At 63.4% G+C, this 22630-nt stretch carries 20 protein-coding genes and 1 other RNA gene; 7 read left to right on the top strand and 14 right to left on the bottom strand.

All coding sequences use genetic code 11. The features are described 5' to 3' along the window. Positions 1–173: 173 nt before the first annotated feature. The 5 genes from recR to ffs form a co-directional block, all read right to left on the bottom strand. Positions 174–779, bottom strand: coding sequence for a recombination mediator RecR (gene recR, locus NKI72_RS24480; RefSeq protein ID WP_352767079.1), 606 nt, complete (start codon positions 777–779; stop codon positions 174–176). A 331-nt stretch (positions 780–1110) separates the two neighbouring features. Continuing rightward, a complete protein-coding gene (locus tag NKI72_RS24475; RefSeq protein ID WP_352767081.1) occupies positions 1111–2049 on the bottom strand; it encodes a cell wall hydrolase in 939 nt (312 codons plus the stop codon). Positions 2050–2337: 288 nt separating this feature from the next. Next, a complete protein-coding gene (locus NKI72_RS24470; RefSeq protein WP_352470044.1) occupies positions 2338–2661 on the bottom strand; it encodes a YbaB/EbfC family nucleoid-associated protein in 324 nt (107 codons plus the stop codon). A gap of 31 nt (positions 2662–2692) precedes the next feature. Further along, positions 2693–4531, bottom strand: coding sequence for a DNA polymerase III subunit gamma/tau (locus NKI72_RS24465; protein WP_352767084.1), 1839 nt, complete (start codon positions 4529–4531; stop codon positions 2693–2695). Between the two features lie 104 nt (positions 4532–4635). Further along, positions 4636–4732: signal recognition particle sRNA small type (ffs, locus tag NKI72_RS24460), an RNA gene on the bottom strand. Between the two features lie 358 nt (positions 4733–5090). Between ffs and NKI72_RS24455 the strand changes: the two genes are divergently transcribed. Genes NKI72_RS24455 through NKI72_RS24445 form a run of 3 tightly spaced genes read left to right on the top strand, consistent with a single transcriptional unit; the run spans position 5091 to position 6817 of the window. After that, entirely contained in the window at positions 5091–5510 is a 420-nt protein-coding gene (locus tag NKI72_RS24455) for an HIT family protein (RefSeq protein WP_352851060.1), read from the top strand. Between the two features lie 37 nt (positions 5511–5547). Then, positions 5548–6489 (top strand): NAD(+) diphosphatase, encoded by a 942-nt coding sequence (gene nudC / locus NKI72_RS24450; protein WP_352830426.1) that lies wholly within the window; start codon positions 5548–5550, stop codon positions 6487–6489. Between the two features lie 25 nt (positions 6490–6514). Further along, on the top strand, positions 6515–6817 hold the full coding sequence (locus NKI72_RS24445; RefSeq protein ID WP_023676866.1) for a Dabb family protein: 303 nt from the start codon (positions 6515–6517) through the stop codon (positions 6815–6817). Positions 6818–6842: 25 nt separating this feature from the next. Here NKI72_RS24445 and NKI72_RS24440 read toward each other — a convergent pair whose 3' ends face one another. The 7 genes from NKI72_RS24440 to NKI72_RS24410 form a co-directional block, all read right to left on the bottom strand. Further along, positions 6843–7784 (bottom strand): 2-hydroxyacid dehydrogenase, encoded by a 942-nt coding sequence (locus NKI72_RS24440; protein ID WP_352613864.1) that lies wholly within the window; start codon positions 7782–7784, stop codon positions 6843–6845. 95 nt (positions 7785–7879) lie between these two features. Next, positions 7880–9511 (bottom strand): ABC transporter ATP-binding protein, encoded by a 1632-nt coding sequence (locus tag NKI72_RS24435; RefSeq protein WP_352767090.1) that lies wholly within the window; start codon positions 9509–9511, stop codon positions 7880–7882. Beyond that, positions 9508–10647, bottom strand: coding sequence for an ABC transporter permease (locus tag NKI72_RS24430; protein ID WP_352767092.1), 1140 nt, complete (start codon positions 10645–10647; stop codon positions 9508–9510). The genes NKI72_RS24435 and NKI72_RS24430 overlap by 4 nt, the downstream gene beginning before the upstream one ends. After that, positions 10647–11741, bottom strand: a complete 1095-nt coding sequence (locus NKI72_RS24425; RefSeq protein ID WP_352851059.1) for a microcin C ABC transporter permease YejB — start codon at positions 11739–11741, stop codon at positions 10647–10649. Before NKI72_RS24425 ends, NKI72_RS24430 begins: the two co-directional genes overlap by 1 nt. A 279-nt stretch (positions 11742–12020) precedes the next feature. Then, complete coding sequence (locus NKI72_RS24420; protein ID WP_352830419.1) at positions 12021–13889, bottom strand: extracellular solute-binding protein; 1869 nt, start codon at positions 13887–13889, stop codon at positions 12021–12023. Continuing rightward, positions 13889–15772 carry an extracellular solute-binding protein gene (locus NKI72_RS24415; RefSeq protein WP_352851058.1) on the bottom strand — a complete coding sequence of 628 codons (1884 nt, stop codon included), beginning with the start codon at positions 15770–15772 and terminating at the stop codon, positions 13889–13891. Before NKI72_RS24415 ends, NKI72_RS24420 begins: the two co-directional genes overlap by 1 nt. Positions 15773–15945: 173 nt before the next feature. Then, positions 15946–16599, bottom strand: a complete 654-nt coding sequence (locus tag NKI72_RS24410; protein ID WP_352470035.1) for a c-type cytochrome — start codon at positions 16597–16599, stop codon at positions 15946–15948. Positions 16600–16791: 192 nt separating this feature from the next. On the opposite strand from NKI72_RS24410, the gene NKI72_RS24405 reads away from it, so the two are divergent. After that, positions 16792–17520: a 3-deoxy-manno-octulosonate cytidylyltransferase gene (locus NKI72_RS24405; protein WP_352470034.1), complete on the top strand. Its 729-nt coding sequence runs from the start codon at positions 16792–16794 to the stop codon at positions 17518–17520. Positions 17521–17550: 30 nt separating this feature from the next. Further along, positions 17551–18414, top strand: a complete 864-nt coding sequence (locus NKI72_RS24400) for a prephenate dehydratase (RefSeq protein ID WP_023717847.1) — start codon at positions 17551–17553, stop codon at positions 18412–18414. 7 nt (positions 18415–18421) lie between these two features. Here the strand turns inward: NKI72_RS24400 and NKI72_RS24395 are convergent, their stop codons facing one another. Beyond that, positions 18422–18778, bottom strand: coding sequence for a hypothetical protein (locus tag NKI72_RS24395; RefSeq protein WP_352470032.1), 357 nt, complete (start codon positions 18776–18778; stop codon positions 18422–18424). A 55-nt stretch (positions 18779–18833) separates the two neighbouring features. Next, positions 18834–19778, bottom strand: a complete 945-nt coding sequence (locus tag NKI72_RS24390) for a methyltransferase domain-containing protein (RefSeq protein WP_352813723.1) — start codon at positions 19776–19778, stop codon at positions 18834–18836. A 107-nt stretch (positions 19779–19885) separates the two neighbouring features. On the opposite strand from NKI72_RS24390, the gene NKI72_RS24385 reads away from it, so the two are divergent. Then, a complete protein-coding gene (locus NKI72_RS24385) occupies positions 19886–20896 on the top strand; it encodes a ligase-associated DNA damage response exonuclease (protein ID WP_352470029.1) in 1011 nt (336 codons plus the stop codon). A gap of 73 nt (positions 20897–20969) precedes the next feature. Continuing rightward, complete coding sequence (locus NKI72_RS24380) at positions 20970–22571, top strand: cisplatin damage response ATP-dependent DNA ligase (protein ID WP_352540485.1); 1602 nt, start codon at positions 20970–20972, stop codon at positions 22569–22571. The last annotated feature ends 59 nt before the right edge of the window (positions 22572–22630 follow it).

The raw sequence follows: 22630 nt of genomic DNA, 5'->3' as shown, positions 1-22630 counted from the left end.
GCCAAAGTTCCCATCAGCCATCGCATCAAGAAATGCGCCTGGAACGACGACTATCTCATCAATGCCATCACTCATATGCGATAGCCCTGCCCTCGTGGGGGAGATGTCCGGCAGGACAGAGGGGGGCGCGACGGAACGCAATCATCTCGGAAGCACTCTCCCCGCCGCTCGCCTCAAAACACCGTCCGCGAGCGCAGTGCGGCGGCCAGCGTGCCTTCGTCGAGATAATCGAGTTCGCCGCCGACCGGAACACCGTGCGCCAGGCGCGTCACCTTGATGTCGAAGCCGGAAAGCTGGTCGGTGAGGTAGTGCGCGGTGGTCTGGCCCTCGACCGTGGCGTTGACGGCGAGGATCACTTCCTTGACTTCGCCGCCGGCGACGCGGTCGACCAGCGAACGGATGTTGAGCTCATCAGGACCAATGCCGTCGAGCGGCGACAGCGTACCGCCGAGCACATGGTAGCGCACGTTCATGGCTGTCGCCCGCTCCAGCGCCCAAAGGTCGGCCACGTCCTCGACGACGATGAGCATAGTGGGGTCGCGGCGGGGGTCGGTGCAGATCATGCATGGATCCGAGGTATCGACATTGCCGCAGGTCGAGCAGATGCGCACCTTGTCGACCGCCTCGCCCATGGCGGCGGCGAGCGGCGCCAGCAGCTGTTCCTTCTTCTTGATGAGGTGGAGTGCTGCGCGCCGTGCCGAACGCGGACCGAGCCCCGGCACCTTGGCCAGCAGCTGGATCAGGCGTTCGATCTCGGGACCGGCGATTCGCTTCGACATCGCACCGGTTTAGGATTTTTCAACGCGTTTTGGAACTCTGCTGAGGCGGGCGACCGAGCAATCGCTTCAGGCTTGAATTCGCCCGTCACCCTTTTCCGGGCGTTGGCGCTGCCCCTCACCCGCCTGCCGGCGACCTCTCCCCGTATAGTGACGGGGAGAGGAACGCTCTTATCGACGGTTTCGCCAATCATCATCGTTGCAGAATGTACGCCAGGATTGCGGCCGTCCCACTTCTCCCCGTCACTATACGGGGAGAAGTGCCCGGCAGGGCGATGAGGGGCGGCGCCGACTCCTCGTATTTGTCCGAAGCGACTGCAAGCCACTAGGGCCCTCAGTTTTCTTCCAGTGGCCGGGTCTGGCCGGCGATCATCGCGCCGATGGCGTCGGTGTTCTCGGGCGTCGCCTCGAACGACATTGTCGGCTCTGCCGGCACGGCCTGGAAGGAGGTGACAGGCCGCTCGCTCACGGTTCCGCCAAAACGGGCCGCATCCGGCTCCTGCATTGGTTCCTGCAGCGCCACAAGCATCGGCTTCTCCGCCGTCGTCTTCTCCGGGGTCGCCTTTCCGGCGGTCACCCTTGTCTGCTTTGCCGGCAGCGATGCTGCGGCGGTCACATAGGTTGCCTTGGCGAATGTCGGCTTGACCTCGCGAGCCGGCTCCGCCGAGGCGACAAGTATGGCCTGAGCGGCAGGCGCTTGCGGCTTGGCCTGGGCCATGGCGACCACCGGCTCGTCCGGCAGCGGCTGCCAGTTGCGGCCGCGCTTTTCATAGAAGGCATTGCCGCCGGCGACCATGGTGTAGTGCATGTTCTTGTAGGGGAAGCGCAGGCCGGCGGTGTGGAAGAACATGGTATTCTTCAGCTTGGCTTTGCGCTCGCCCTTGAGCACCGCCTCGGCGGCTTCCTCGACGTCGGGCATCGCCTTCGAATTCATCGGCCGTGTCATGACGCCCGGCGCGAACTGCCCGCGCTCGCCGACGACCTGGCAGATGGTGTTGCCGTGATTGCCGGACCGCAACCGGTTCATCACCACCGTGCCGACCGCAATCATGCCGTCACGGCTCGACCGGTTGGACTCGAAGAACATTGCCCGCTCCAGGCATTCCTTCTCCTTCGGCGTGGAATTGTAGGAGCGCGAGCTCAGGAAACTCGGCGTAATGGCATCGGTCAGGCTGGACATGCCGTGCGAGGCGGTCTGACTGCAAGCGGCCAAAAACAGCGGCGAGATAACGACGCCGAGCCGCAACGGCGTCTTCCATCGGGTAGAGATCAACAGGTGTCCCCTCAATTCTGCTGCCAGCCCGCCCCTGGTTGCGGCAAGAATGAGACACTTTCAGGCAAAAAGATGGCTAAAGCGTTATTAAGTGTGGGGAGTTGCCTAATAGACACAGCTGGCGGTGGAGCGAGCACTGGGCCGCTGCACTCTTCGGCCACTGTAACGGCATACCGATTGACTAGCGCGTCGCGTTCGACCGGCTTATGCGACGCGCTTTAGGTTCTTGTTTTGATGCATGTCGTTATCGCAAAACCGCTGCACACTTTTGCGCGACATGCACTAGCCTTAGAACGGCAGTTTCATTCCCGGCGGGATCGGTAGGCCCGCGGTCAGCGCCCTGGTCTTCTCCTGCATGATCTGCTCGACCTTGGTCCTGGCGTCGTTGTGGGCAGCGAGAAGCAGGTCCTCGAGAATCTCGACCTCGTCCTCCTTGAACAGCGCCGGGTCGATCTTCAGCGACTTCATCTCGAATTTGCCGGTCAGCGTCACGCTGACCAGGCCGCCGCCGGCCTGCCCGGTGGCTTCCAGCGTGGCGATCTCATCCTGCATGGCCTGGAACTTGGCCTGCATTTCCTTTGCCTTGCCCATCATGCCGAGAAGGTCTTTCATCGCACTGTCCTTTGCAGCTGGTCCAGGTTGTTCAGGTTTCGTCGTCGTCGGCCGGCGGCTCGACCGGCACTTCGGCCTCGTCGGCTTCCGGCGCATCGGGAATGCGCACGTCGATGATCTTGGCACCGGGAAAGCGCGCCAGGATGGCGGCGACCGTCGGGTCGCTCTTGGCATCGAGGAAGGCGTTTTCGCGCTTTGTCGATTCCATCTCGGCCAAGGTCTGGCCGCCCTCGTCCTTCGACAGCGACACCAGCCAGTTGCGGCCCGTCCAGGCGCGCAGCTTGGCGGTCAAATCATTGAGCAACATCTTCGGCGCATCGTCGGTCAGGCTGACGTCGATACGACCGGGCTCGATGCGCACCAGGCGCACGCAACGCTTCACCAGCACCTTGAAGGCCATGTCGCGCTGGGCGTCGGCAAGGGCGATAATGTCGGCCAGCGATTTCACCGGCACCGGCGACGCCTCGACCGCCGGCTCCGGCGGAGCAACGAAGTTGGTCGGCACGGGCTCGGCCTCGACCAGGCGCATCGTCTCGACCAGGCGCATTGTCTGGGCGCCGCCATTGGACGTCGGCATCCGCGCCTGCGCCACGGCGCCGGCACCACCGCCTGCAGGCGCATGGTTTGCGGGGCCGGGGCTTGCCGGCGTGCCATTCGCGCGCGGCGCGGCACCCGGCAGTGTACCGCCGTTCTCCAGCGATTTCAGCGCCTCGTCCAGCGTCGGCAGGTCGGCGGCATGGGCCAGCCGGATCAGCACCATCTCGGCGGCGCTGACCGGGCGGTTGGAGGTCTGCACCTCGGGAATACCTTTCAAGAGGATCTGCCACGTCCGCGACAGCACCTTGACCGACAGCGTGCTGGCGAAATCGGCGCCGCGCCGGCGCTCGTCCTCGGACAGCGAGGCGTCGTCGATGGCAGCCGGCACGAAACGCAGACGGGTGACCAGATGATTGAACTCGGCAAGGTCGGTCAGCACCGCGGCAGGATCGGCGCCGGTATCGTACTGGGCACGGAATTCGGCAAGTGCGGCGGCGACGTCGCCCTTCATGACATGTTCGAACAGGTCGACGATGCGGGCACGGTCGGCAAGGCCGAGCATAGCACGCACCGCTTCGGCGCTGACCGCGCCGCCGCCATGGGCGATCGCCTGGTCGAGGATGGACTGCGCATCGCGCATCGAGCCTTCGGCCGCGCGCGCGATCATCGCCAGCGCATCGTCTTCGACTTCGATGCCCTCCAGACGGGCTATCCTGGCAAGGTCGGCCTTGATCATTGCCGCATCGATGCGCCTGAGGTCGAAACGCTGGCAGCGCGACAGGACGGTGATCGGCACCTTGCGGATTTCGGTGGTGGCGAAGATGAACTTGACGTGCGGCGGCGGCTCTTCCAGCGTCTTCAGCAGGCCGTTGAAGGCCTGGTTGGAAAGCATGTGCACTTCGTCGATGATGTAGACCTTGTAGCGCGCCGACACCGGGGCGTAGCGCACACGCTCGATGATGTCCCTGATGTCGTCGATGCCGGTATGCGAGGCGGCGTCCATCTCGATGACGTCGACATGCCGGCCTTCCATGATCGCCTGGCAATGCTCGCCGAGCACGGCAAGGTCGACGGACGGCTGGTCGACGGTCGATGTTTTGTAGTTCAGGGCCCGCGCGAGTATGCGCGCGGTCGTCGTCTTGCCGACGCCACGCACGCCGGTCAGCATCCAGGCCTGGGCGATGCGGCCGGTGGCAAAGGCATTGGTCAACGTGCGGACCATCGGCTCCTGGCCGATCAGTTCGGAGAAATTCGACGGTCGGTATTTGCGCGCCAGCACGCGGTAGGCGGCAGGCTTGTCCAATTTCCCGGCCTCGTTTCCGGCTTCGCTCATTCGCCCGTTAAGCTCCAAGGGCTGCCACTGGAGGCGGCCGATTCCTGCGCATAGTTTCGCCCGCGCGGCTTGGCGCCGTCAATGTCGGGGTAAAAGGCGAAGAGGCGGGAGGCTGGAACAATGACCCGTTCCGGGCTCGTTAGGGCTGCTTCCTTCCGGACCTGACCCGGTTGGCGAGTGGACCGTCCACCACCAACCTCCCAACCTCCATATCGGCAATCCGGCGATGAAATGCAAGTGCGGATGATAGGGTCCTTGAGCGATGGCGAAAGCTGAAACCAAAAACCCGCCTCGGCGGGCGGGTCGTTGGTGCGAATAATCACCATAGCGAGATTAGTAGCATAGCTGCCGGCACAAAGCAAGAACAAAATGTGGCCGCGATCAAAATCGTCAATCTCGGCGGGGCAGCGCCAAGCTGATGCAATTTGCCCGGGCCTCACTTCTTCGCGCACAATCAGCGCCGCGACGGCCAATGTTGGTTGCTGCCCCTTGCGGCCCTTCGGAAGCCGCTCTAGCGTCGATGGAGTTCAAAAAACGTCAAAAAGTGAGGGAAACGCCGATGCTGCCGGGCCTCAAGGCCGGATTCACGCTTGACGCCCAGCTGGAAGCCGACAGCGAACAGCTGATGTGGCTCGGCCTGTGCGAATTGCGCGTCATGAAAGACCGCCGCTGGCCATGGCTGCTGCTGGTGCCGCAGCGGCCGGGCATCGAGGAAATCCACGACATGACGCCGCTGGACCAGGCGATGCTGACCTTCGAGACCAACATGGTGGCGCTGGCGCTGAAGCGGGTGACCGGCTGCACCAAGATCAACACCGGCGCACTCGGCAACATCGTGCGCCAGCTGCATGTACACGTCATTGCGCGCTCGGAAGGCGATCCCGGCTGGCCTGGCCCGGTGTGGGGGCACGGCCTGCGCGAGCCCTATCAGCGCTCCGACCTTCGCAAGTTTGCGGAAAAGATCAAGGCAGCGTTATAAGCCTCTCCGTGTCCACCTTGAACCTTCCCGAGTCTGCATGAGCTTTCGCCTGTTTGACGCGCCCTTGCGCGAGCCGAGCCAGTTCGTCGGCTTCGCCGGCAACGTTATCGACCGGCAGTCCGAAAACCGCGCCGACGATTCCGTCGAAAAGGCACTCGCCGATCCCTCGGCGCGGCTTTTGCTGATGCGTGGCGGCCGGCTCTATTTGAAGCTTGCGCAAGGCGCATTCGACCCTTGGTTCGGCGTGGCCGAATGCCGGCCGCTCGAAGCATCGCTCGAAAACGGCGTCCTGCTCGGTTTTTCCGAAAGCGGCCCGGTGCTGGCGGTGCCGGCCGGGGTCGAGCCCGAGCAGCTTCCCGAGACGATCAAGGCGATCGACTATCGCTCGGTCTATATGCAGGGGCTGATCGACGAAGCGGCGGCCGGCGCGCTGGCGCAAGGGGCGGCGCTGCTCGCCTGGCATGCCAGCCATCGCTTCTGCAGCAAATGCGGCACCGAAGCCGCGATGCGGGCGGGCGGTTACAAGCGGCATTGCCCGGCCTGCGGTACGGAGCACTTTCCGCGCACCGACCCGGTGGCGATCATGCTGACGGCAACACGCGAAAAATGCCTGCTCGGCCGCGGCCGGCATTTCGGGCCCGGCATGTATTCGGCGCTCGCCGGTTTCATCGAGCCGGGCGAGACGATCGAGGCGGCGGTGCGCCGCGAAACGCTGGAGGAAGCCGGCATCAGGCTCGGCCGCGTCGTCTACCACGCCAGCCAGCCCTGGCCGTTTCCCTATTCGCTGATGATCGGCTGCTTCGGCGAACCGCTCAACGACGATATCCAGCCCGACCTCAACGAGCTGGAAGATTGCCGCTGGTTCTTTCGCGACGAGGTGCTCTCGATGGTGGCCCGCGAGCATCCGGGCGGCCTGGTGACACCGCCGAAGGGGGCGATCGCCTATAACCTCATCCGCGCCTGGGCTGACAGCGCGTGACACGAAGACATCGCAGGAGCAAAAAATGATCCGTCACACCGTCGTGTTCACGCTGAAACACCCGCCGCATTCGCTCGAGGAAAAACGGTTCCTCGCCGACGCCAAGAGGATTCTCACGGCGATAAAGGGCGTCACGCATTTCGAGCAGTTGCGGCAGGTCAGTCCCAAGAACGACTACCGCTTCGGCTTCTCGATGGAGTTTGCCGATCAGCGGGCCTATTCCGGCTATAACGACCATCCCGACCACGTCGCCTTCGTCCGCGACCGCTGGATCCCCGAGGTCGAGGCGTTTATGGAGATCGACTACGTGCCGCTCGGCTGGGGCTGAGACTGGAAAGCGGCGCTCTAAAAAATTAATACCCGGCGTCGCGATCCACTACATTTTCCAGCGCTTCGCCGCGCTCGAAAGCATCCATCTGACGCAGCATGATCGGCGCCAGGTGGACCGGATCGGAGGTTGCCGCCGCGTGCGGCGTCACGAACACTTTGGGGTGGCTCCATAGCGGGCTGGTCTTCGGCAGCGGCTCGACCTCGAAAACGTCGAGGCTGGCTTCCTTCAGCGTGCCGTCGTCCAGCGCGCGCAAAATGTCGGCGTCCTTCTGCAGCCTGCCGCGCCCGGCATTGATCAGCACTGAGCCGCCGAGCCCGTTGCGCTTGCGCAGCTCCTTCAGCACGCTGTGGTTGATGATGCCGTGCGTCTGCGGCGTCAGCGGCAGCAGCACCACCAGGATATCGGTGGCGTTGAGGAACGGGATCAGGCCGGCCTCGCCCGCGTAAGTCGAGACACCTTGCATCGGCCGGTCGCTGCGCGACCAGCCATTGACGGGAAAGCCGAGCGACAACAGCACCGATGCCGCCGCGCGGCCAAGCGTGCCGAGCCCCATAATGCCGACCGAGATGTCGCTGGCCGGCCGCTGCTGCGGTTCATGCCAGATCTTCTTCTGCTGCTGGGCGCGGTAGAGCATGCCCTGGCGATGGTGGTCGAGCACCCGCCAGACGACGTATTCGGTCATGTACTGGGTCAGGTTGTCGGCCACCACCTTGACGACCGGTACGTCGGGCAAGGTGGGATCGGCGAAGATGTGGTCGACGCCGGCGCCGATCGAGAAGATGGCGCGCAGATTGGGCAGCGACGACAACAGGTTCGGCCGCTGTTTCCACACCACCGCATAGGTGATCGAGGGATCGCCGGCGCCGTTCGGCTCGAGCACCACCTCGCGCTCCGCCGACAGCAGTTCGCGCCAGCGCAGCGGATGAATACCGGTGAGGGCAAGCAGGATGCGGCCTTTTTCCATTGCGGATTGTTTTTCCCTTTTTACCAACAGCGTTCGCGTCCCGACGCGCAAGGCGCGGCTGCGTTTTGATTTTGTGCATGATCTCTGGCGAAAATCTACTCGCTGACGATGCCGACCGGCGCCGTTTCGATCTTGAAGGCGGCCGAGATCAACGCCTTTGTATAGTCGGTCCGCGGTTTGCCAAAAATCTGTTCGGAAGGACCGGCCTCGACGATCCTGCCATTGCGCATGACGATGACTTCGTTGGCGAGCGCGCGGATGACCCTCAGATCGTGGCTGATGAAGAGGTAGGCGAGGTCGTGCTTGGCCTGCAGGCTGCGCAAGAGGTCGACGACCTGCGCCTGCACGCTCATGTCGAGCGCCGAGGTCGGCTCGTCCAGCATGACGAAACGCGGGTTGAGCACCATGGCGCGCGCGATGGCGACGCGCTGGCGCTGGCCGCCGGAGAATTCGTGCGGATAGCGGTTGCGCGTCGCCGGATCGAGGCCGACTTCCTTCAGCACGTCGACGACACGCTCGTCGCGCGCATCAGGCGACAGCTTCGGCTCATGGATCTTCAACCCTTCCTCGATGATCTCGGCGACCGACATGCGTGGACTGAGCGAACCGAACGGATCCTGGAAGACGATCTGCAACTCGCGCCGCAACGGCCGCATTTCGTTGAAGGACAGCTGATCGATGCCGCGTCCGTTGAACTGGATGTTCCCGGTCGACGAGATCATCCTGGCCAGCGCCAGGCCGAGCGTCGTCTTGCCTGAGCCGGATTCGCCGACGACGCCAAGCGTCTGACCGGCCCGTACGGTGACGTCGATGCCGTCGACCGCCTTCACATTGTCGACGGTGCGCCGGAAGAAGCCCTTCTTGATCGGGAACCAGACCTTGACGTCCTTGCCGACCATCACCGGCTTGGCGGCCTGGTTGGCCGCCGGCGGCTTGCCTTTCGGCTCGGCGGCAAGCAGATGCCGCGTGTAGGCGTGCTGCGGATTGGCGAATATCTCGTTGGTCGGGCCGGTCTCGACGATCTTGCCCTTGGTCATCACGCAGACCCGGTCGGCGATCTTCCTGACGATGCCGAGATCGTGGGTGATGAACAGCATCGACATGTTCTTGCGGCTTTTCAGGCCGGCCAGCAATTCGAGGATCTGCGCCTGGACGGTGACGTCGAGCGCCGTCGTCGGCTCGTCGGCGATCAAAAGTTCAGGCTCGTTGGCCAGCGACATGGCGATCATGACGCGCTGGCGCTGGCCGCCGGAAAGCTGGTGCGGATAGGCGTCAAGCCGCTTCTCCGGCTCGCGGATGCCGACCTCGTGCAGAAGTTCCAGCGTGCGCGCCTTGGCTTTGCGATCGCCCAGGCCCTGATGCAGCTTCAATACCTCGACGATCTGCTGCTCGATCGTATGCAGCGGGTTGAGCGAGGTCATCGGCTCCTGGAAGATCATGGTGATCTTGTTGCCGCGCACGCGGCGCAGGTCTCTCTCGTCGGCGGCAAGCAGGTCGGCGCCGAGGAACAGTATCCTTCCCGACGGGTGGCTGGCGGTCGGATAGGGCAGCAGCTTCAGCACCGACAGCGCGGTGACCGACTTGCCGGAGCCGGATTCGCCGACCAGCGCCACCGTCTCGCCCTTGGCAAGGTCGAAGGAAATATGGTCGACGGCGATCGACTGGTCGCCGGCTTGCGTGAAGGCGACGCTGAGATCCTGGACCGAAAGCAGCGGGGTGTCGCTCATCTGAACGTCTTGCGCGGATCGAAGGCGTCGCGCGTGGCCTCGCCGACGAAGACCAGCAGCGACAGCATCAGCGAGATGACGACGAAGCCGGAAATGCCGAGCCAGGGCGCGTTGAGGTTGCGCTGTGCCTGCTTCAACAGTTCACCGAGCGAGGCGGAGCCGGGCGGCAGGCCGAAGCCGAGATAGTCGAGCGAGGTCAGCGTCGAGATCGAGCCGCTGAGCAGGAACGGCAGGAAGGTCAGCGTCGCCACCATGGCGTTGGGCAGCAGATGCCGGAACATGATGGTGACGTTGGACACGCCGAGCGCGCGCGCCGCATTGACATATTCGAAGTTACGGGCGCGCAGGAACTCGGCCCGCACCACGCCGACCAGTGCCACCCAGGAGAACAGCAGCATCAATCCGAGCAGGATGAAGAAGCCGGGCGGCAGGATGGCGGCAACGATCAGGAGCAGATACAGCACCGGGATCGCCGACCAGATCTCGATGAAGCGCTGGAACAGAAGATCGGTCCAGCCGCCGAAATAGCCCTGCAGAGCGCCGGCCGCCACGCCGATCAGCGCCGAGCCGGCAGTCAGGATCAGGCCAAACAGCACCGAGATCCTGAAGCCGTAGATGACGCGCGCCAGCACGTCGCGGGCCTGGTCGTCGGTGCCCAGCCAGTTCCAGTTGCCGACGTTGCAATTGGGGTCTGCCTCGCCTTTCGGATACTGGTTGCAGCGCGTCTTCTTGTCGTAGAGCCAGGACGGCTTGGTCGGTGCTGCTTCGGGAATAGCGTTGTTGACGGTCTGGTAGGAGTAGCGCACCGGCGGCCAGACCATCCAGCCATTGGCGTTGATCTCGTCCTGGATGACCGGGTCGCGGTAGTCGGTGACCGCATAGAAGCCACCGAACTTCTCCTCGGGATAGGCGACCAGGACCGGAAACAGGATCTCGCCCTTGTAGGAGGCGATGATCGGCTTGTCGTTGGCGATCAGTTCGGAAACCAGCGACAGCACGAACAGGAACAGGAAAATCCACAATGACCAGTAGCCGCGCCGGTTGGACTTGAAGTTCTGCAGGCGCCGCTGGTTGAGCGGCGACAGAAAGGGCCGCGCGATCCGAGCCGGCGCCGTTTCGGCCATGGTCCGCGCCATCAGACGTCTCTCCGCTCGAAATCGATGCGCGGATCGACCCAGGTATAGATCAGATCGGACAGCAGCCCGACGAACAGGCCAAGCAGCGAGAAGATGTAGAGATTGGCGAAGACCACCGGATAGTCGCGCTGCACCACCGAGTTGAAACCAAGCAGGCCGAGGCCGTCGAGCGAAAAGATGTTCTCGATCAGCAGTGACCCGGTGAAGAATGCCGAGATGAAGGCACCGGGAAAACCGGCGATGACGATCAGCATGGCGTTGCGGAAGACGTGGCCATAAAGCACCTGCCGCTCCGACAGGCCCTTGGCGCGGGCGGTGACCACATATTGCTTGCGGATTTCCTCGAGGAAGGAATTCTTGGTCAAAAGCGTCGTCGTGGCGAAGGCCGACAGCACCAGCGCCGTCAGCGGCAGGGTCATATGCCAGAAATAGTCGACGATCCGCTGCGGCCAGGACAGCTGGTCCCAATTGTCGGAGGTGATGCCGCGCAGCGGAAACCAGTCCCAGAACGAGCCGCCGGCAAACAGAACCATCAGCAAGATGCCGAACAGGAAGCCCGGAATCGCGTAGCCGACGATGACGACGCCGCTGGTCCAGACGTCGAAAGTGGAGCCGTCCTTGACCGCCTTGCGGATGCCGAGCGGGATCGAGATCAGGTAGGACAAAAGCGTGATCCACAGCCCGATCGAGATCGACACCGGCATCTTTTCCAGGATCAGGTCGAGCACCGATATGTCGCGGAAATAGCTGTCGCCGAAATCGAAGCGGAGATAGTTCCACAGCATCATGCCGAAGCGCTCGAGCGGCGGCTTGTCGAAGCCGAACTGCTTCTCCAGCTTCTTGATGAATTCCGGATCGAGCCCTTGCGCGCCGCGGTATTTCGAGCCGACGTCGCCGGCGACATCGACATTGGCGCCGCCCGCATCGCCCCCGCCGCCGCCAAGGCGATTGCTGCCGCCCTGGTTGGTCAGCCTGGCGATGACCTGCTCGACCGGCCCGCCTGGAGCAAACTGGATGACGGCAAATGACACCGCCATGATACCGAACAGGGTCGGGATCATCAAAAGGATGCGGCGCAATATGTAGGCGCCCATCAGGCTTTACCCTCCTTGAGGACGACCATTGTGTCTGAAGGTGCCCCTAAGGCAATCGCCCCAGGCCAATTGCCGAAGACGGTGCCGCCCTTCATTGTCCTGCCGGACATTTCTCCCCGTATAGTGACGGGGAGAAAGGGGCTGGCCGTAGTCTCGGCGCTTCTATTGCGACGCTTATGATCGGCGAAACCATCGATGAAAGCGCCCCTCTCCCCGTCGCTATACGGGGAGAGGATGCCGGCAGGCAGGTGAGGGGCGGCGCCAGCGCTCGCAAGAAATTCAGGCTTTGCCAATCTTTGCCGCCTTGTCTTTATCGAACCACCACAGCGTCTCGACCGGAAAGTCGTAATCCGGCTTTTGAGCGGGAAAGCCGAACATGTCCCAGAAGGCTGCCCGGTGATTCGCCAGATGATATGTTGGAATCCAGTCTAGCCGCGCGCGCAAGACCCGATCGAGCGCGTTGAGCGCGGTGACGAGTTCGATCCGGCTCTGCGCCTTGCCGGCTGCCTCGATCAGCGCGTCGATGGCTTTGCTTTCCGTACCCGGATAGTTGCGCATCCCCGGCGTTTTCGCCATCCGGGAAGCATAGAGGATCTCCAAACCATCGGCGGTTGGCGTCGCTCCGATCGACCATGCGAGCATGTTGAAGTCGAAGTCGAAATTGCTCTGCCGCGCTTCAAACTGCGCCGAATCGACCTGCCGGACCGAAGCGTCGATGCCGATCGCCTTCATATTCTCGGACCACGGAAGGAAGATGCGAACGAGGCCATCGTCCTCGGCCAGCATTTCCACCCGCAGCCGGTCGCCCTTGTCATTGACGACGAAATTGCCCGTTCGCTTCCAGCCGGCTTCGGCAAGCAGTCTCGAAGCCTCGCGCAGCAGCTTGCGGTCGTGGCCCGAACCGTCGGAGAGGGGTTGCATCACCGGATCGCCGAAGGTCTCCGGCGGCAACTCGGCTCGAAACGGCTCCAGCAGTTTCAATTCCTGGGGTGAGGGCAGGCCCTTGGCCTTGTAGTCCGACCGCTCGAAGTTCGATTGCGAACGCTCGTAGGAGTCGAAAAACAGAACCCGCCTGGTCCATTCGAAGTCGAAGCAATAGGCGATTGCCTGTCTCACGCGAATGTCGCGGAACTGCGGACGGCGCTGATTGAGTGCGACAGCCTGCATGGATGGCGTTTTCTCGCCGGGAAATTCGCGTTTGACGACCCTGCCATCCTTCAGCGCTGGAAAGTCGTAGCCGGTCGCCCATACCCGCGCAGTGAACTCCTCGCGAAAATGCGTATCCCCTTTCTTGAACGCTTCAAACGCTGCCTGGCGATCAAGGTAGAAATCGATACGGATGCGGTCGAAATTATTAAGCCCGCGGTTCACGGCCAGATCGCGGCCCCAATAATCGGCGACGCGTTCATATTCGATGGTCTGCCCGGCCACCACCCGCCCCATTCGGTACGGCCCGGAACCGAGCGGTGGGGTCATCGTCGAGGCGTCGAAATCATTGGCCGTGTAGAAGGCTTTGGACACGATCGGCATTACGACGATCGCGAGGATATTCTGCGCCGACTGTTGGCCGTTGAAGGTAAGGCTGACTGTAAGCGGATCGATTGCGACCGCATCCGTCATGTGCCGCAGCGCTTGGGAAAGGTTCGGATGTCCCCGATCTTTGTAGAGGTTCAAGGCGAAGGCAACGTCCTCGGCGGTCAGCGGCGAGCCGTCATGGAAACGCGCTTGTGGCCGCAGGCTGAAGCGGAAGCCGTTGCGGTCCTGCGACAAGGTAACGGATTCGGCAAGCTGGCCGTAGACCGCATCCGGCTCATCGACTGCCCTTGCCATCAGCGAATCGAAACAGAGTTCGGTGCGCGGCGGCGAATCCCCTTTCAACACCAGCGAGTTCAGCGTGTTGAAAGTCAGGAAGCTCTGATTGAGGGTGGAGTTCGGCGGGGCGAAATTCATCCGGCCGCCCTTGGGAGCGTCCGGATTGACATAGTCGAAATGCGCGAAATCCGGAGGATATTTGAGATCGCCGAAGGCCGACAGGCCGTGCAGTTTCACGCCGGTCGGGATCGTGGCGAAAGCCCGGCCGGGCAGCAGCGCCGCGGCCGCGGCGGCACCGCCCAGGGCGAGGAAGTCGCGACGGGGCAGCACCGCCATCAATTGCCACTCTTGTATTTGGCCGCCAGCGCCTTTTCCTTGACCGGATCGATCCACCAGGAATTCTGGTCGACGCCGCTATAGGCGGGCTGCTTCTCCGGCATACCGAACTTGTTCCAGTAGGCGAGCCAGACCACGGCACGGTAATATTGCGGCACGACATAGTAGTTCCACAGCAGCACCCGGTCGAGCGCATGGGTGGCGGCAACCAGATCGTCGCGGTCGGTGGCAAAGATGATGCGGTCGACCAGCGCATCGACGACCGGATTCTTGATGCCGGCGTAATTGCGCGATCCCGGCGAATCGGCGGCCTTGGAACTCCAGAAATCGCGCTGTTCATTGCCAGGAGAGTCCGACTGCCCGAGTATCGAAGTGACCACGTCAAAGTCGAAGTGAGTGACTCGGTTGATATACTGGGTTTGGTCGATCAGGCGCAGCGTTGCGTCGACGCCGATCTTGCGCAGATTGGCGATGTAGGGGCTGGCGATGACCTGGTCGGTGTCGTTCCAGCCGAGGATTTCGAACTTGCATGGCTCGCCGGTCTTGGCGTTGACCATCTTGCCGCCCTTGATGATCCAGCCTGCCTTGGCGAACAGATCGACCGCGGTTTTCAGGTATTTGCGCTCAGCCTGCGGGTTGTCGTAGACCGGCAGCTTGAATTCCTGGGTAAAGACTTCAGGCGGCAGCTTGTCACGGTACTGCTCGAGGATTTCGAGTTCCTTGCCTTGCGGCAGGCCGCTCGACGCCAGTTCGGTGCCCTGGAAATAGCTGCTGGTGCGGGTGTTGGAACCGAAGAACAGGGTCCGGTTCATCGTCTCGAAATCGAACGGATACATCAGCGCGGCGCGCACCAGGCGATCCCTAAACAGCGGGCGCCTGGTGTTGAGCATGAAGGCCTGCATCGGTTCGGGCGACGCGGTCTTGAATTCCTTCTTGATGACGTCGCCGGCCTTGACCGCCGGGAAGTCATAGGCCGTGTTCCAGCGCCTCGAACTGTTCTCCGGCTTGATGTCGTCCAGCCCGCCCTTGGTGAAGGCCTGCCAGGCGGCATTGTCGTCGAGAAAATAGGTGAAACGCTGCCTGTCGAAATTCTCACGGCCAATTTTCACCGGCAGCTTGGCCGCCCAGTAGTCCGGCACGCGCTGCCAGATGATTTCGGACCCCGGCTTGAAGCTGGCGATCTTGTAGGCGGCCGAGCCGAGCGGCGGCTCCTGCGTCGGCTTTGTGACGTCGCGCTTCCTGCCGTTGGCGTCGGTACCTTCCCACCAGTGCTTCGGCAGCACGACGAGACCGCCGAGAATCTGAGGTAACTCCCGATTGCCCTTCTGGTTGAAATGGAACTCCACCTCGCGATCGGAGATCGCAACCGCGTCGGTGACGTTCTCGAAATAACGGCTGTACATCGGGCTGTTGGCCTTCAGCACCTGGAACGACCAGATCACATCGTCGGTCGTTATCGGCTGGCCGTCATGCCATTTCGCCCGCGGATCGAGCCTGTAGGTCGCCGAGGAATAGTCGGCCGGGTATTTGTAGGCATCGGCGATCAGCGGATGGTTGACGCTGCCCTCGTCGGTCGCCTGCTCCATCAGCGTGTCGTAGAGCAGGCCGCCGCCGAACTGCGCGAAGCCGGCGGCCGGCGAACCCTGCACGACATAGGGGTTGAAGCTGTCGAACGTGCCGAGCACCACTGAGTTCACTGTGCCGCCCTTCGGCGCATCCGGAGTGACGTAGTCGTAGTGCTGGAAATTGTCGCCATATTTGGATTCGCCGATCAGCGACGAGGTCGTGCGCCATTCGTCCGCAAAGGCCGCCTGCAGGCCGCCGGCAAAGGCAGCCAGCATCAGCACCGATTTCAGAAGCGTCCGCGCTCGGCCAACCGTCATGCGTTCTCCTCTTCGCGATATAGCGCCGTCACCATAGCGTCTGGGCCCAATCTAGATCATTTGGCGGCGCTGAAAACCGCAACCGAGGGGCTTTGTCGTCGCATATGCATTTTTCCTAACGAAAAAGCCGGGCTGAACCCGGCTTTTTCAAGGATAATGTCATTACAGTTTTGTTATTTTGCGGGTGCCGCCGGGGCGGCTGGCGCCGCGCCTTCTGCCGGCTTGGCAGGGGCTGCACCTTCGGCCGGCTTGGCGGGCGCGTTTTCGGCCGAGGCGCCGGGCGCCGGCAGCGGCTTCGGATTGTCCGACAGCGTGCGCAGATAGGCGATGACGTTGGCGCGGTCCTCATCCTTCGGCAGGCCGGCGAAGCCCATCGCGGTGCCCTTCACGAACTTCTTCGGCGAGGTGATGAAGTGGTTGAGATTGTCGTAGGTCCACTTCTCGCTGCCGCCCTTGGAGAACTCCTTCATGCCGGCCGAATAGGCAAAGCCCTCATGCTCGGCGACCGGACGGTCGACGATGTCCCAGAGATCGGGCCCAACCTTGTTGGGGCCACCCTTTTCGCCGGAGTGGCAAGCCTGGCATTTCTTGAAGATGGCGGCGCCCGCTTCGGCGTTGGCGGTGGTCAGCAGCTCGGCGATCGGCTTCACGGCCGCGGCGGGAACGGCCGGGCCGCCTTCGGCGGGCTCGGTCGCCTCGATGGCGAAGCCGGGCTTTTCCGGCGCCGGCGAGGCAAACAGCGCGTCGGACACGATGCCAACGGAAAAGACGATGAACACCGTGCCGAGAAAGCCGGCGAGCAGCTTGTTGACTTCGTTGGAATCCATACGCCCCAGGCTCCCTTTTCCGGCGGACCGATCCGTCCACTCCGTCCGTCGGTATCGTGAACCACCCTGCGAGGCGGTCAAATCGCGCGGAAACTAGGTCTTTTGCTCCGGCGTTGCAACACCTATAAGGGCGCTGCCAGTGAGACCTTTTGCCACTTTTGTCCCCCTCTTTTTCGAGCCCCTGCCCGCCTCATGTCCACGCTCATCCTGATCCCGGCCCGCATGGCCTCGACCCGCCTGCCGGGCAAGCCGCTGGCCGACATTGCCGGCACTCCGATGATCGTCCACGTCGCTCGCCGTGCTGCCGATGCCGGGCTCGGCCGGGTCGTCGTCGCCACCGACACGCAGGGCGTTGCGGGGGCGGTGCGCGCGCATGGTTTCGAGGCGGTGATGACGCGGGCGGACCACGAAACCGGTTCCGACCGCATCTTCGAAGCGCTGACCATTCTCGACCCTGGCAACAGCGTCGAGACCATCGTTAATGTGCAGGGCGATCTGCCGACCATCGACCCCCTTGTTATCGGCGCCGCGCTGAAGCCTTTCGAGAACGCAGCGGTGGATATCGCCACGCTCTGCGTCGAGATCGTACGCGACGAGGAAAAGACCAATCCGAACGTCGTCAAGCTGGTCGGCTCGCCACTCTCGACGACGCGGCTCAGGGCGCTCTATTTCACCCGCGCCACCGCCCCTTGGGGCGAAGGCCCGCTCTACCATCATATCGGCCTCTATGCCTATCGCCGCGCCGCGCTCGAACGCTTCGTTGCGCTGAGGCCGTCGCCGCTGGAGCGCCGCGAGCGGCTGGAGCAGTTGCGGGCGCTTGAGGCCGGCATGCGCATCGATGCGGAGATCGTGCAGTCGGTGCCGCTTGGCGTCGACACGCCGGACGATCTCGAACGCGCCAGGGCGCTCCTTTCCGACTAAGAAATTCCCTCAATTCCCGAGACTCCGCGCATGCCTGAAAAGACCAACAAAATATCCTTCCAGGGCGAGCCGGGCGCCAATTCCGACACCGCCTGCCGCAACATGTTCCCGTCAATGGAGCCGTTGCCGTGCCCGACCTTCGAGGACGCCTTCAACGCCGTCGAGACCGGCAAGGCCGATCTGGCGATGATCCCGATCGAGAACACCATTGCCGGCCGCGTCGCCGACATCCATCATCTCTTGCCGGAATCGAAGCTGCACATCATCGGCGAATACTTTCTGCCGATCCACTTCCAGCTGATGGTGCTGCCCGGCGTCAGGCGCGACGAGATCAGGACCGTGCACAGCCACATCCACGCGCTCGGCCAATGCCGCAAATACATCCGCAAGAACGGCTGGAAGGCGACGGTGGCCGGCGACACCGCGGGCGCCGCCAAGATGGTCGCCGCGATGAAGGACCGCACCATGGCGGCGCTGGCGCCGGCGCTGGCCTCAACGCTCTACGGGCTCGACATCATCGAGGAGAATGTCGAGGACACCGACAGCAACGTCACCCGCTTCGTCGTGCTGACCAAGAACAAGCAATGGGCTGAACGTCCCTCGGCCGACGCCAGGATGATGACGACCTTCATCTTCCGCGTCCGCAATGTGCCGGCGGCGCTCTACAAGGCGATGGGCGGCTTCGCCACCAACGGCATCAACATGACCAAGCTGGAAAGCTACCAGCTCGGCGCGTTTACAGCGACGCTGTTCTACGCCGATATCGAGGGTCATCCCGACGATCCGCTGGTGAAGCTGGCACTCGACGAGTTGCGCTTTTTCTCGCGCGAAATGCGCATCCTCGGCGTCTATCCCGCCAGCGCCTCGCGCGAGCAGTGGAAGGTGGCGGATTAAGATCCGGTCAGGTCAGGCCGAGCTTGTTCCGTTTGGCCGGCTTGCCGCATTCGCGCCGGCTGATCGACCGGTTCATGGCGTCGATCTTGCCGCTTGCCTGGTCGGCGTCGCGTTTGGCTTTTGAGCGCATATCCGGCGTGAACGGGCCAAAGCCCGTCGCCGGGTTGGAGAACGACGGCTTGGCGTCCACCGGCAGATGATATTGCTGCGCCAGGCCGTTTCGTTGCGCCAGCAATTGATCGCAAGGCACCTTGTCAAATAGCAGCGAGGACTGGACGTTTTCGTCCTGCCGTTCGGACATCGAATTGCCGACGCAGCCGGCCATCGCCAGGCAAGATGCCAAGACCGTCATGTTCCAGCGCATGAACGTGCTCCTTGTCTTTCGCAGCTGCGGCTTCTCATGCGCAGCGGCAGAAGTCTTAGCCAGATTTTACGCTGCCGGAAAGCGAGCTTGCCACTACGGCCAGCCCTTCGACCGGTTGGCGGCGATCCTGCCGGATGATCGTTGCCTGCAGCGACAGGATCGAAAAGCCGTCGGCATCCAGAACCCGCTCTACATAGCCTTGCGAATGCGCGTAGCGGCGCGACGGCTGCAAGGCGAAGCCGGCGCTGTCAGACGATTCTCCGCTCGGGAGCGTCTCGACGGAGAACGCAAACAGACCGCCGCCGGCAAGCATTCCGGCAATCTTGTTCACCACCCTGTCGAGCGCGCCGGCATAGATGAACACATCGGCCGCCGTCACCAGATCGGCTTTCGGGCCAGAATAGCAAAAGTCCTGCAGGTCCGTCTTGACGAGCAGATCGTAGACGCCTTTGGCGCGCGCCTGCCTCAGCATGCCGGCCGAGATGTCGTAACCCTCCAGCCGGTCGGCGATCGGCCGCAGCCTCTGGCCCATGAGGCCGGTACCGCAGCCGAGATCGAGCGCCAGCGAAAACCGGCCCGGCCGTGCTGCCCGGATGGCGCGGTCGAGGCATTCGGGCAGACGGTAGCCGAGCCTGTCGACCAGTTCACCCTCGAAACTCCCGGCATAGTGGTCGTACAGCGTCTCGACGAAGGCGCTGGGCGGCGCCTGGGCCGCCGCCGCCCTGCCGATCAATTGCAGCTTGAGCACCGCGCCGAGCCTGTCCGCCGGGTCCAGCCGCAGCGCCGTCGTCCAGGCCTGCGCGGCACGATCGCGCGCGCCCGCCGCTTCCTGCATCTCGCCGAGGCGGAACCAGCCGGCTGGCCATTGCGGCGCCAGTTCGAGCGCGCCGAGCAGCAATTCCGCCGCTGCCGTATGATCGCCGGATGCATAAAGCATTTCGGCATAGTCGGCGCGGCGGTCGGCGGTCAAATCGCCGGACGAGGTCTGGAGCGGTTTCATGCGATCGGGTTCCGCCGGGTGTTTGCAGCCGGCTTGCGCTCTATGCTGGAGTCAGCAGTGACTTACAACAGGCTTCCCGCGCCGGAATTAGCGCCTATCTTGGGGCCATGCGCGCCAGCGACCTGCTTCATCCCCGGCCGGAAGGGCTGTATTGCCCGCCCGGCGATTTCTTCATCGACCCGGTGCGGCCGGTCAACCGGGCGCTGATCACACATGGCCATTCCGACCATGCCCGCTCCGGCCACCGCTCGGTGATGGCGACGCAGCAGACGCTCGACATCATGGGGCTGCGCTACGGCGACAGTTTTGCCGGAACGACGCAAGCCGCCGTGCTCGGCGAGACGATTGCGCTCGACGGCGTCACCGTCAGCTTTCACCCGGCCGGCCATGTGCTGGGCTCGGCCCAGATCAAGGTCGCGCACCAGGGCACGTGCATCGTCGCGTCCGGCGACTATAAACGCCAGAAGGACGCGACCTGCGAGCCGTTCGAGCCGCTCAAATGCGATGTCTTCATCACCGAGGCGACGTTCGGCCTGCCGGTGTTTCGGCATCCGCCCGATTCCGAAGAGATCGCCCGGCTGCTGAAATCGACCGAACAGTTTCCCGAGAGAACGCATCTGGTCGGCGCTTATGCGCTGGGCAAGGCGCAGCGCGTCATGCGGCTGCTGCGCGATGCCGGCTACGAAAAGCCGATCTACATCCACGGCGCGCTGGCCAAGCTCAGCGAATATTACCAGAGCCAGGGCATCGATCTCGGCACATTGGAACCGGCGACCGTCGAGACCGGCCAAAAAAGCGACTTTGCCGGCGCCATCGTCGTCGGCCCGCCATCCGCCTTCGCCGATCGCTGGGCGCGGCGTTTTCCCGATCCGATGTCGTGCTTCGCCTCAGGCTGGATGCGCATCCGCCAGCGCGCCAAGCAGGGCGGCGTCGAGCTGCCGCTGATCATCTCCGATCACTCCGACTGGGACGAGCTGACGGCGACGATCAAGGAGACCGGCGCCGAAGAAATCTGGGTAACGCATGGCCGCGAGGAGGCTCTGGTGCGCTGGTGCGAACTCGAAGGCATTGCCGCCAGGCCGCTGCATCTCGTCGGCTACGAGGACGAGGGCGATTGATGGTGTTTTTGGATCCAGCAATCGCCGGTACGGCGCTCTGCGGCAAGCCTTTCTCATTGGCGTCGCCCCTTCCATGAACCGCTTCGCCGAGCTTCTCGACCGGCTGGTGCTGACGCCGTCGCGCAACGGCAAGCTGACGCTGTTGACCGACTATTTCCGCAGCGTCGAGGATCCGGACCGCGGGCTGGCGCTGGCGGCCATTACCGGCGATCTGTCCATCGCCGCGGTCAAGCCGGCGATGCTGCGCACACTGGTGATCGAGCGCATGGATCCGGTGCTGTTCGGCTATTCCTACGACTATGTCGGCGACCTGGCCGAGACCGTGTCGCTGGTCTGGCCGCAAGCGCCGGTCGACGTTGCGAACCACGAGCCGACGCTGGCCGAGGTGGTGGCCAAGCTGCAGGCGGCGAGCCGTTCCGACGGGCCGCAGGTGCTGGCCCGGCTGCTCGACAGCGCCAGCACGTCGGCGCGCTTCGCCATCATAAAGCTGGTCACCGGCGGCCTGCGCATCGGCGTCTCGGCGCGGCTGGCCAAGCAGGCACTGGCCGATTTCGGCAAGGTCGATATCGCCGAGATCGAGGAACTCTGGCACGGGCTGACGCCGCCCTATATCGGGCTGTTCGCCTGGCTGGAGGGTAAAGCGGAAAAGCCCAGGAAAACGGCGCTGGCGCTGTTCAGGCCGGTGATGCTGTCGAATGCCGTCGGCGACGGCGACCTCGAAAGGCTCGACCCGGCCGACTACGCGGCCGAATGGAAATGGGACGGCATCCGCGTCCAGGCGGCTTGCGAAGGCGGCATTCGCCGGCTCTATTCGCGCACCGGTGACGACGTCTCCGGCGCCTTTCCGGATCTTGCCGAGGCGATGGATTTTTCAGGCGCCCTCGACGGCGAGCTTCTGGTCGGAGACCCCAGGCAGGCGACGGGCACGTTCTCGGACCTGCAGCAACGGCTGAACCGCAAGAGCGTGTCGCCCAAGATCCAGCAGCAATACCCCGCCTTCATGCGGTGCTACGATGCGCTGCAGATTGGTGACGAGGATTTGCGCGGACTTCCCTTCCGCGAACGGCGCGGCCGGCTCGAGGCCTTCGTCAGGACGCTCGATCCGAGCCGCTTCGATCTGTCGCCGCTGGTCGAATTCACCAACTGGCAGGCACTCGAGGAATTGCGCCGCAAGCCGCTGCATCCGGTCATCGAAGGCGTCATGCTGAAGCGCTGGGATTCGCCGTATGTGGCCGGTCGGCCGAAGGGCCCGTGGTTCAAATGGAAGCGCGATCCGCACACGGTCGACGCCGTGCTGATGTACGCCCAGCGCGGCCACGGCAAACGCTCGAGCTTCTATTCCGACTACACATTCGGCGTCTGGTCCGGGCCGGAAGGATCGGAGGAGCTAGTCCCGGTGGGAAAAGCCTATTTCGGCTTCACCGACGAGGAACTGAGGCAGATCGACAAATATGTCCGCGACAATACGATCGAGCGCTTTGGCCCGGTCCGCTCGGTGCGTGCCGACCGCAGGAACGGGCTGGTGCTTGAGGTAGCATTCGAAGGGCTCAACCGCTCGACGCGGCACAAATCCGGCGTCGCCATGCGCTTTCCGCGCATTTCGCGGCTGCGCTGGGACAAGCCGGCGGCCGAAGCCGACCGCATCGAGACGCTGCAGGCGCTGCTCGATAGTTAATGCATGTCGCGCAAAAAAGAGTGCAGCGGTTTTGCGGTAACGACATGCATCAAAACAAG

The organism is Mesorhizobium sp. M0437 (assembly GCF_040321335.1).
Classification (GTDB): Bacteria; Pseudomonadota; Alphaproteobacteria; order Rhizobiales; family Rhizobiaceae; genus Mesorhizobium.
The sequence above is the reverse complement of the archived record's forward strand: the minus strand, read 5'-3'. Positions and strand labels throughout refer to the sequence as shown.

What these genes read in the sequence shown, in the direction of transcription:
- recR (WP_352767079.1), bottom strand. Translation starts at nt 779, where the DNA reads ATGTCGAAGCGAATCGCCGGTCCCGAGATCGAACGCCTGATCCAGCTG.
- NKI72_RS24470 (WP_352470044.1), bottom strand. Translation starts at nt 2,661, where the DNA reads ATGAAAGACCTTCTCGGCATGATGGGCAAGGCAAAGGAAATGCAGGCC.
- NKI72_RS24465 (WP_352767084.1), bottom strand. Translation starts at nt 4,531, where the DNA reads ATGAGCGAAGCCGGAAACGAGGCCGGGAAATTGGACAAGCCTGCCGCC.
- NKI72_RS24455 (WP_352851060.1), top strand. Translation starts at nt 5,091, where the DNA reads ATGCTGCCGGGCCTCAAGGCCGGATTCACGCTTGACGCCCAGCTGGAA.
- nudC (WP_352830426.1), top strand. Translation starts at nt 5,548, where the DNA reads ATGAGCTTTCGCCTGTTTGACGCGCCCTTGCGCGAGCCGAGCCAGTTC.
- NKI72_RS24445 (WP_023676866.1), top strand. Translation starts at nt 6,515, where the DNA reads ATGATCCGTCACACCGTCGTGTTCACGCTGAAACACCCGCCGCATTCG.
- NKI72_RS24440 (WP_352613864.1), bottom strand. Translation starts at nt 7,784, where the DNA reads ATGGAAAAAGGCCGCATCCTGCTTGCCCTCACCGGTATTCATCCGCTG.
- NKI72_RS24435 (WP_352767090.1), bottom strand. Translation starts at nt 9,511, where the DNA reads ATGAGCGACACCCCGCTGCTTTCGGTCCAGGATCTCAGCGTCGCCTTC.
- NKI72_RS24430 (WP_352767092.1), bottom strand. Translation starts at nt 10,647, where the DNA reads ATGGCGCGGACCATGGCCGAAACGGCGCCGGCTCGGATCGCGCGGCCC.
- NKI72_RS24425 (WP_352851059.1), bottom strand. Translation starts at nt 11,741, where the DNA reads ATGGGCGCCTACATATTGCGCCGCATCCTTTTGATGATCCCGACCCTG.
- NKI72_RS24420 (WP_352830419.1), bottom strand. Translation starts at nt 13,889, where the DNA reads ATGGCGGTGCTGCCCCGTCGCGACTTCCTCGCCCTGGGCGGTGCCGCC.
- NKI72_RS24415 (WP_352851058.1), bottom strand. Translation starts at nt 15,772, where the DNA reads ATGACGGTTGGCCGAGCGCGGACGCTTCTGAAATCGGTGCTGATGCTG.
- NKI72_RS24410 (WP_352470035.1), bottom strand. Translation starts at nt 16,599, where the DNA reads ATGGATTCCAACGAAGTCAACAAGCTGCTCGCCGGCTTTCTCGGCACG.
- NKI72_RS24405 (WP_352470034.1), top strand. Translation starts at nt 16,792, where the DNA reads ATGTCCACGCTCATCCTGATCCCGGCCCGCATGGCCTCGACCCGCCTG.
- NKI72_RS24400 (WP_023717847.1), top strand. Translation starts at nt 17,551, where the DNA reads ATGCCTGAAAAGACCAACAAAATATCCTTCCAGGGCGAGCCGGGCGCC.
- NKI72_RS24395 (WP_352470032.1), bottom strand. Translation starts at nt 18,778, where the DNA reads ATGCGCTGGAACATGACGGTCTTGGCATCTTGCCTGGCGATGGCCGGC.
- NKI72_RS24390 (WP_352813723.1), bottom strand. Translation starts at nt 19,778, where the DNA reads ATGAAACCGCTCCAGACCTCGTCCGGCGATTTGACCGCCGACCGCCGC.
- NKI72_RS24385 (WP_352470029.1), top strand. Translation starts at nt 19,886, where the DNA reads ATGCGCGCCAGCGACCTGCTTCATCCCCGGCCGGAAGGGCTGTATTGC.
- NKI72_RS24380 (WP_352540485.1), top strand. Translation starts at nt 20,970, where the DNA reads ATGAACCGCTTCGCCGAGCTTCTCGACCGGCTGGTGCTGACGCCGTCG.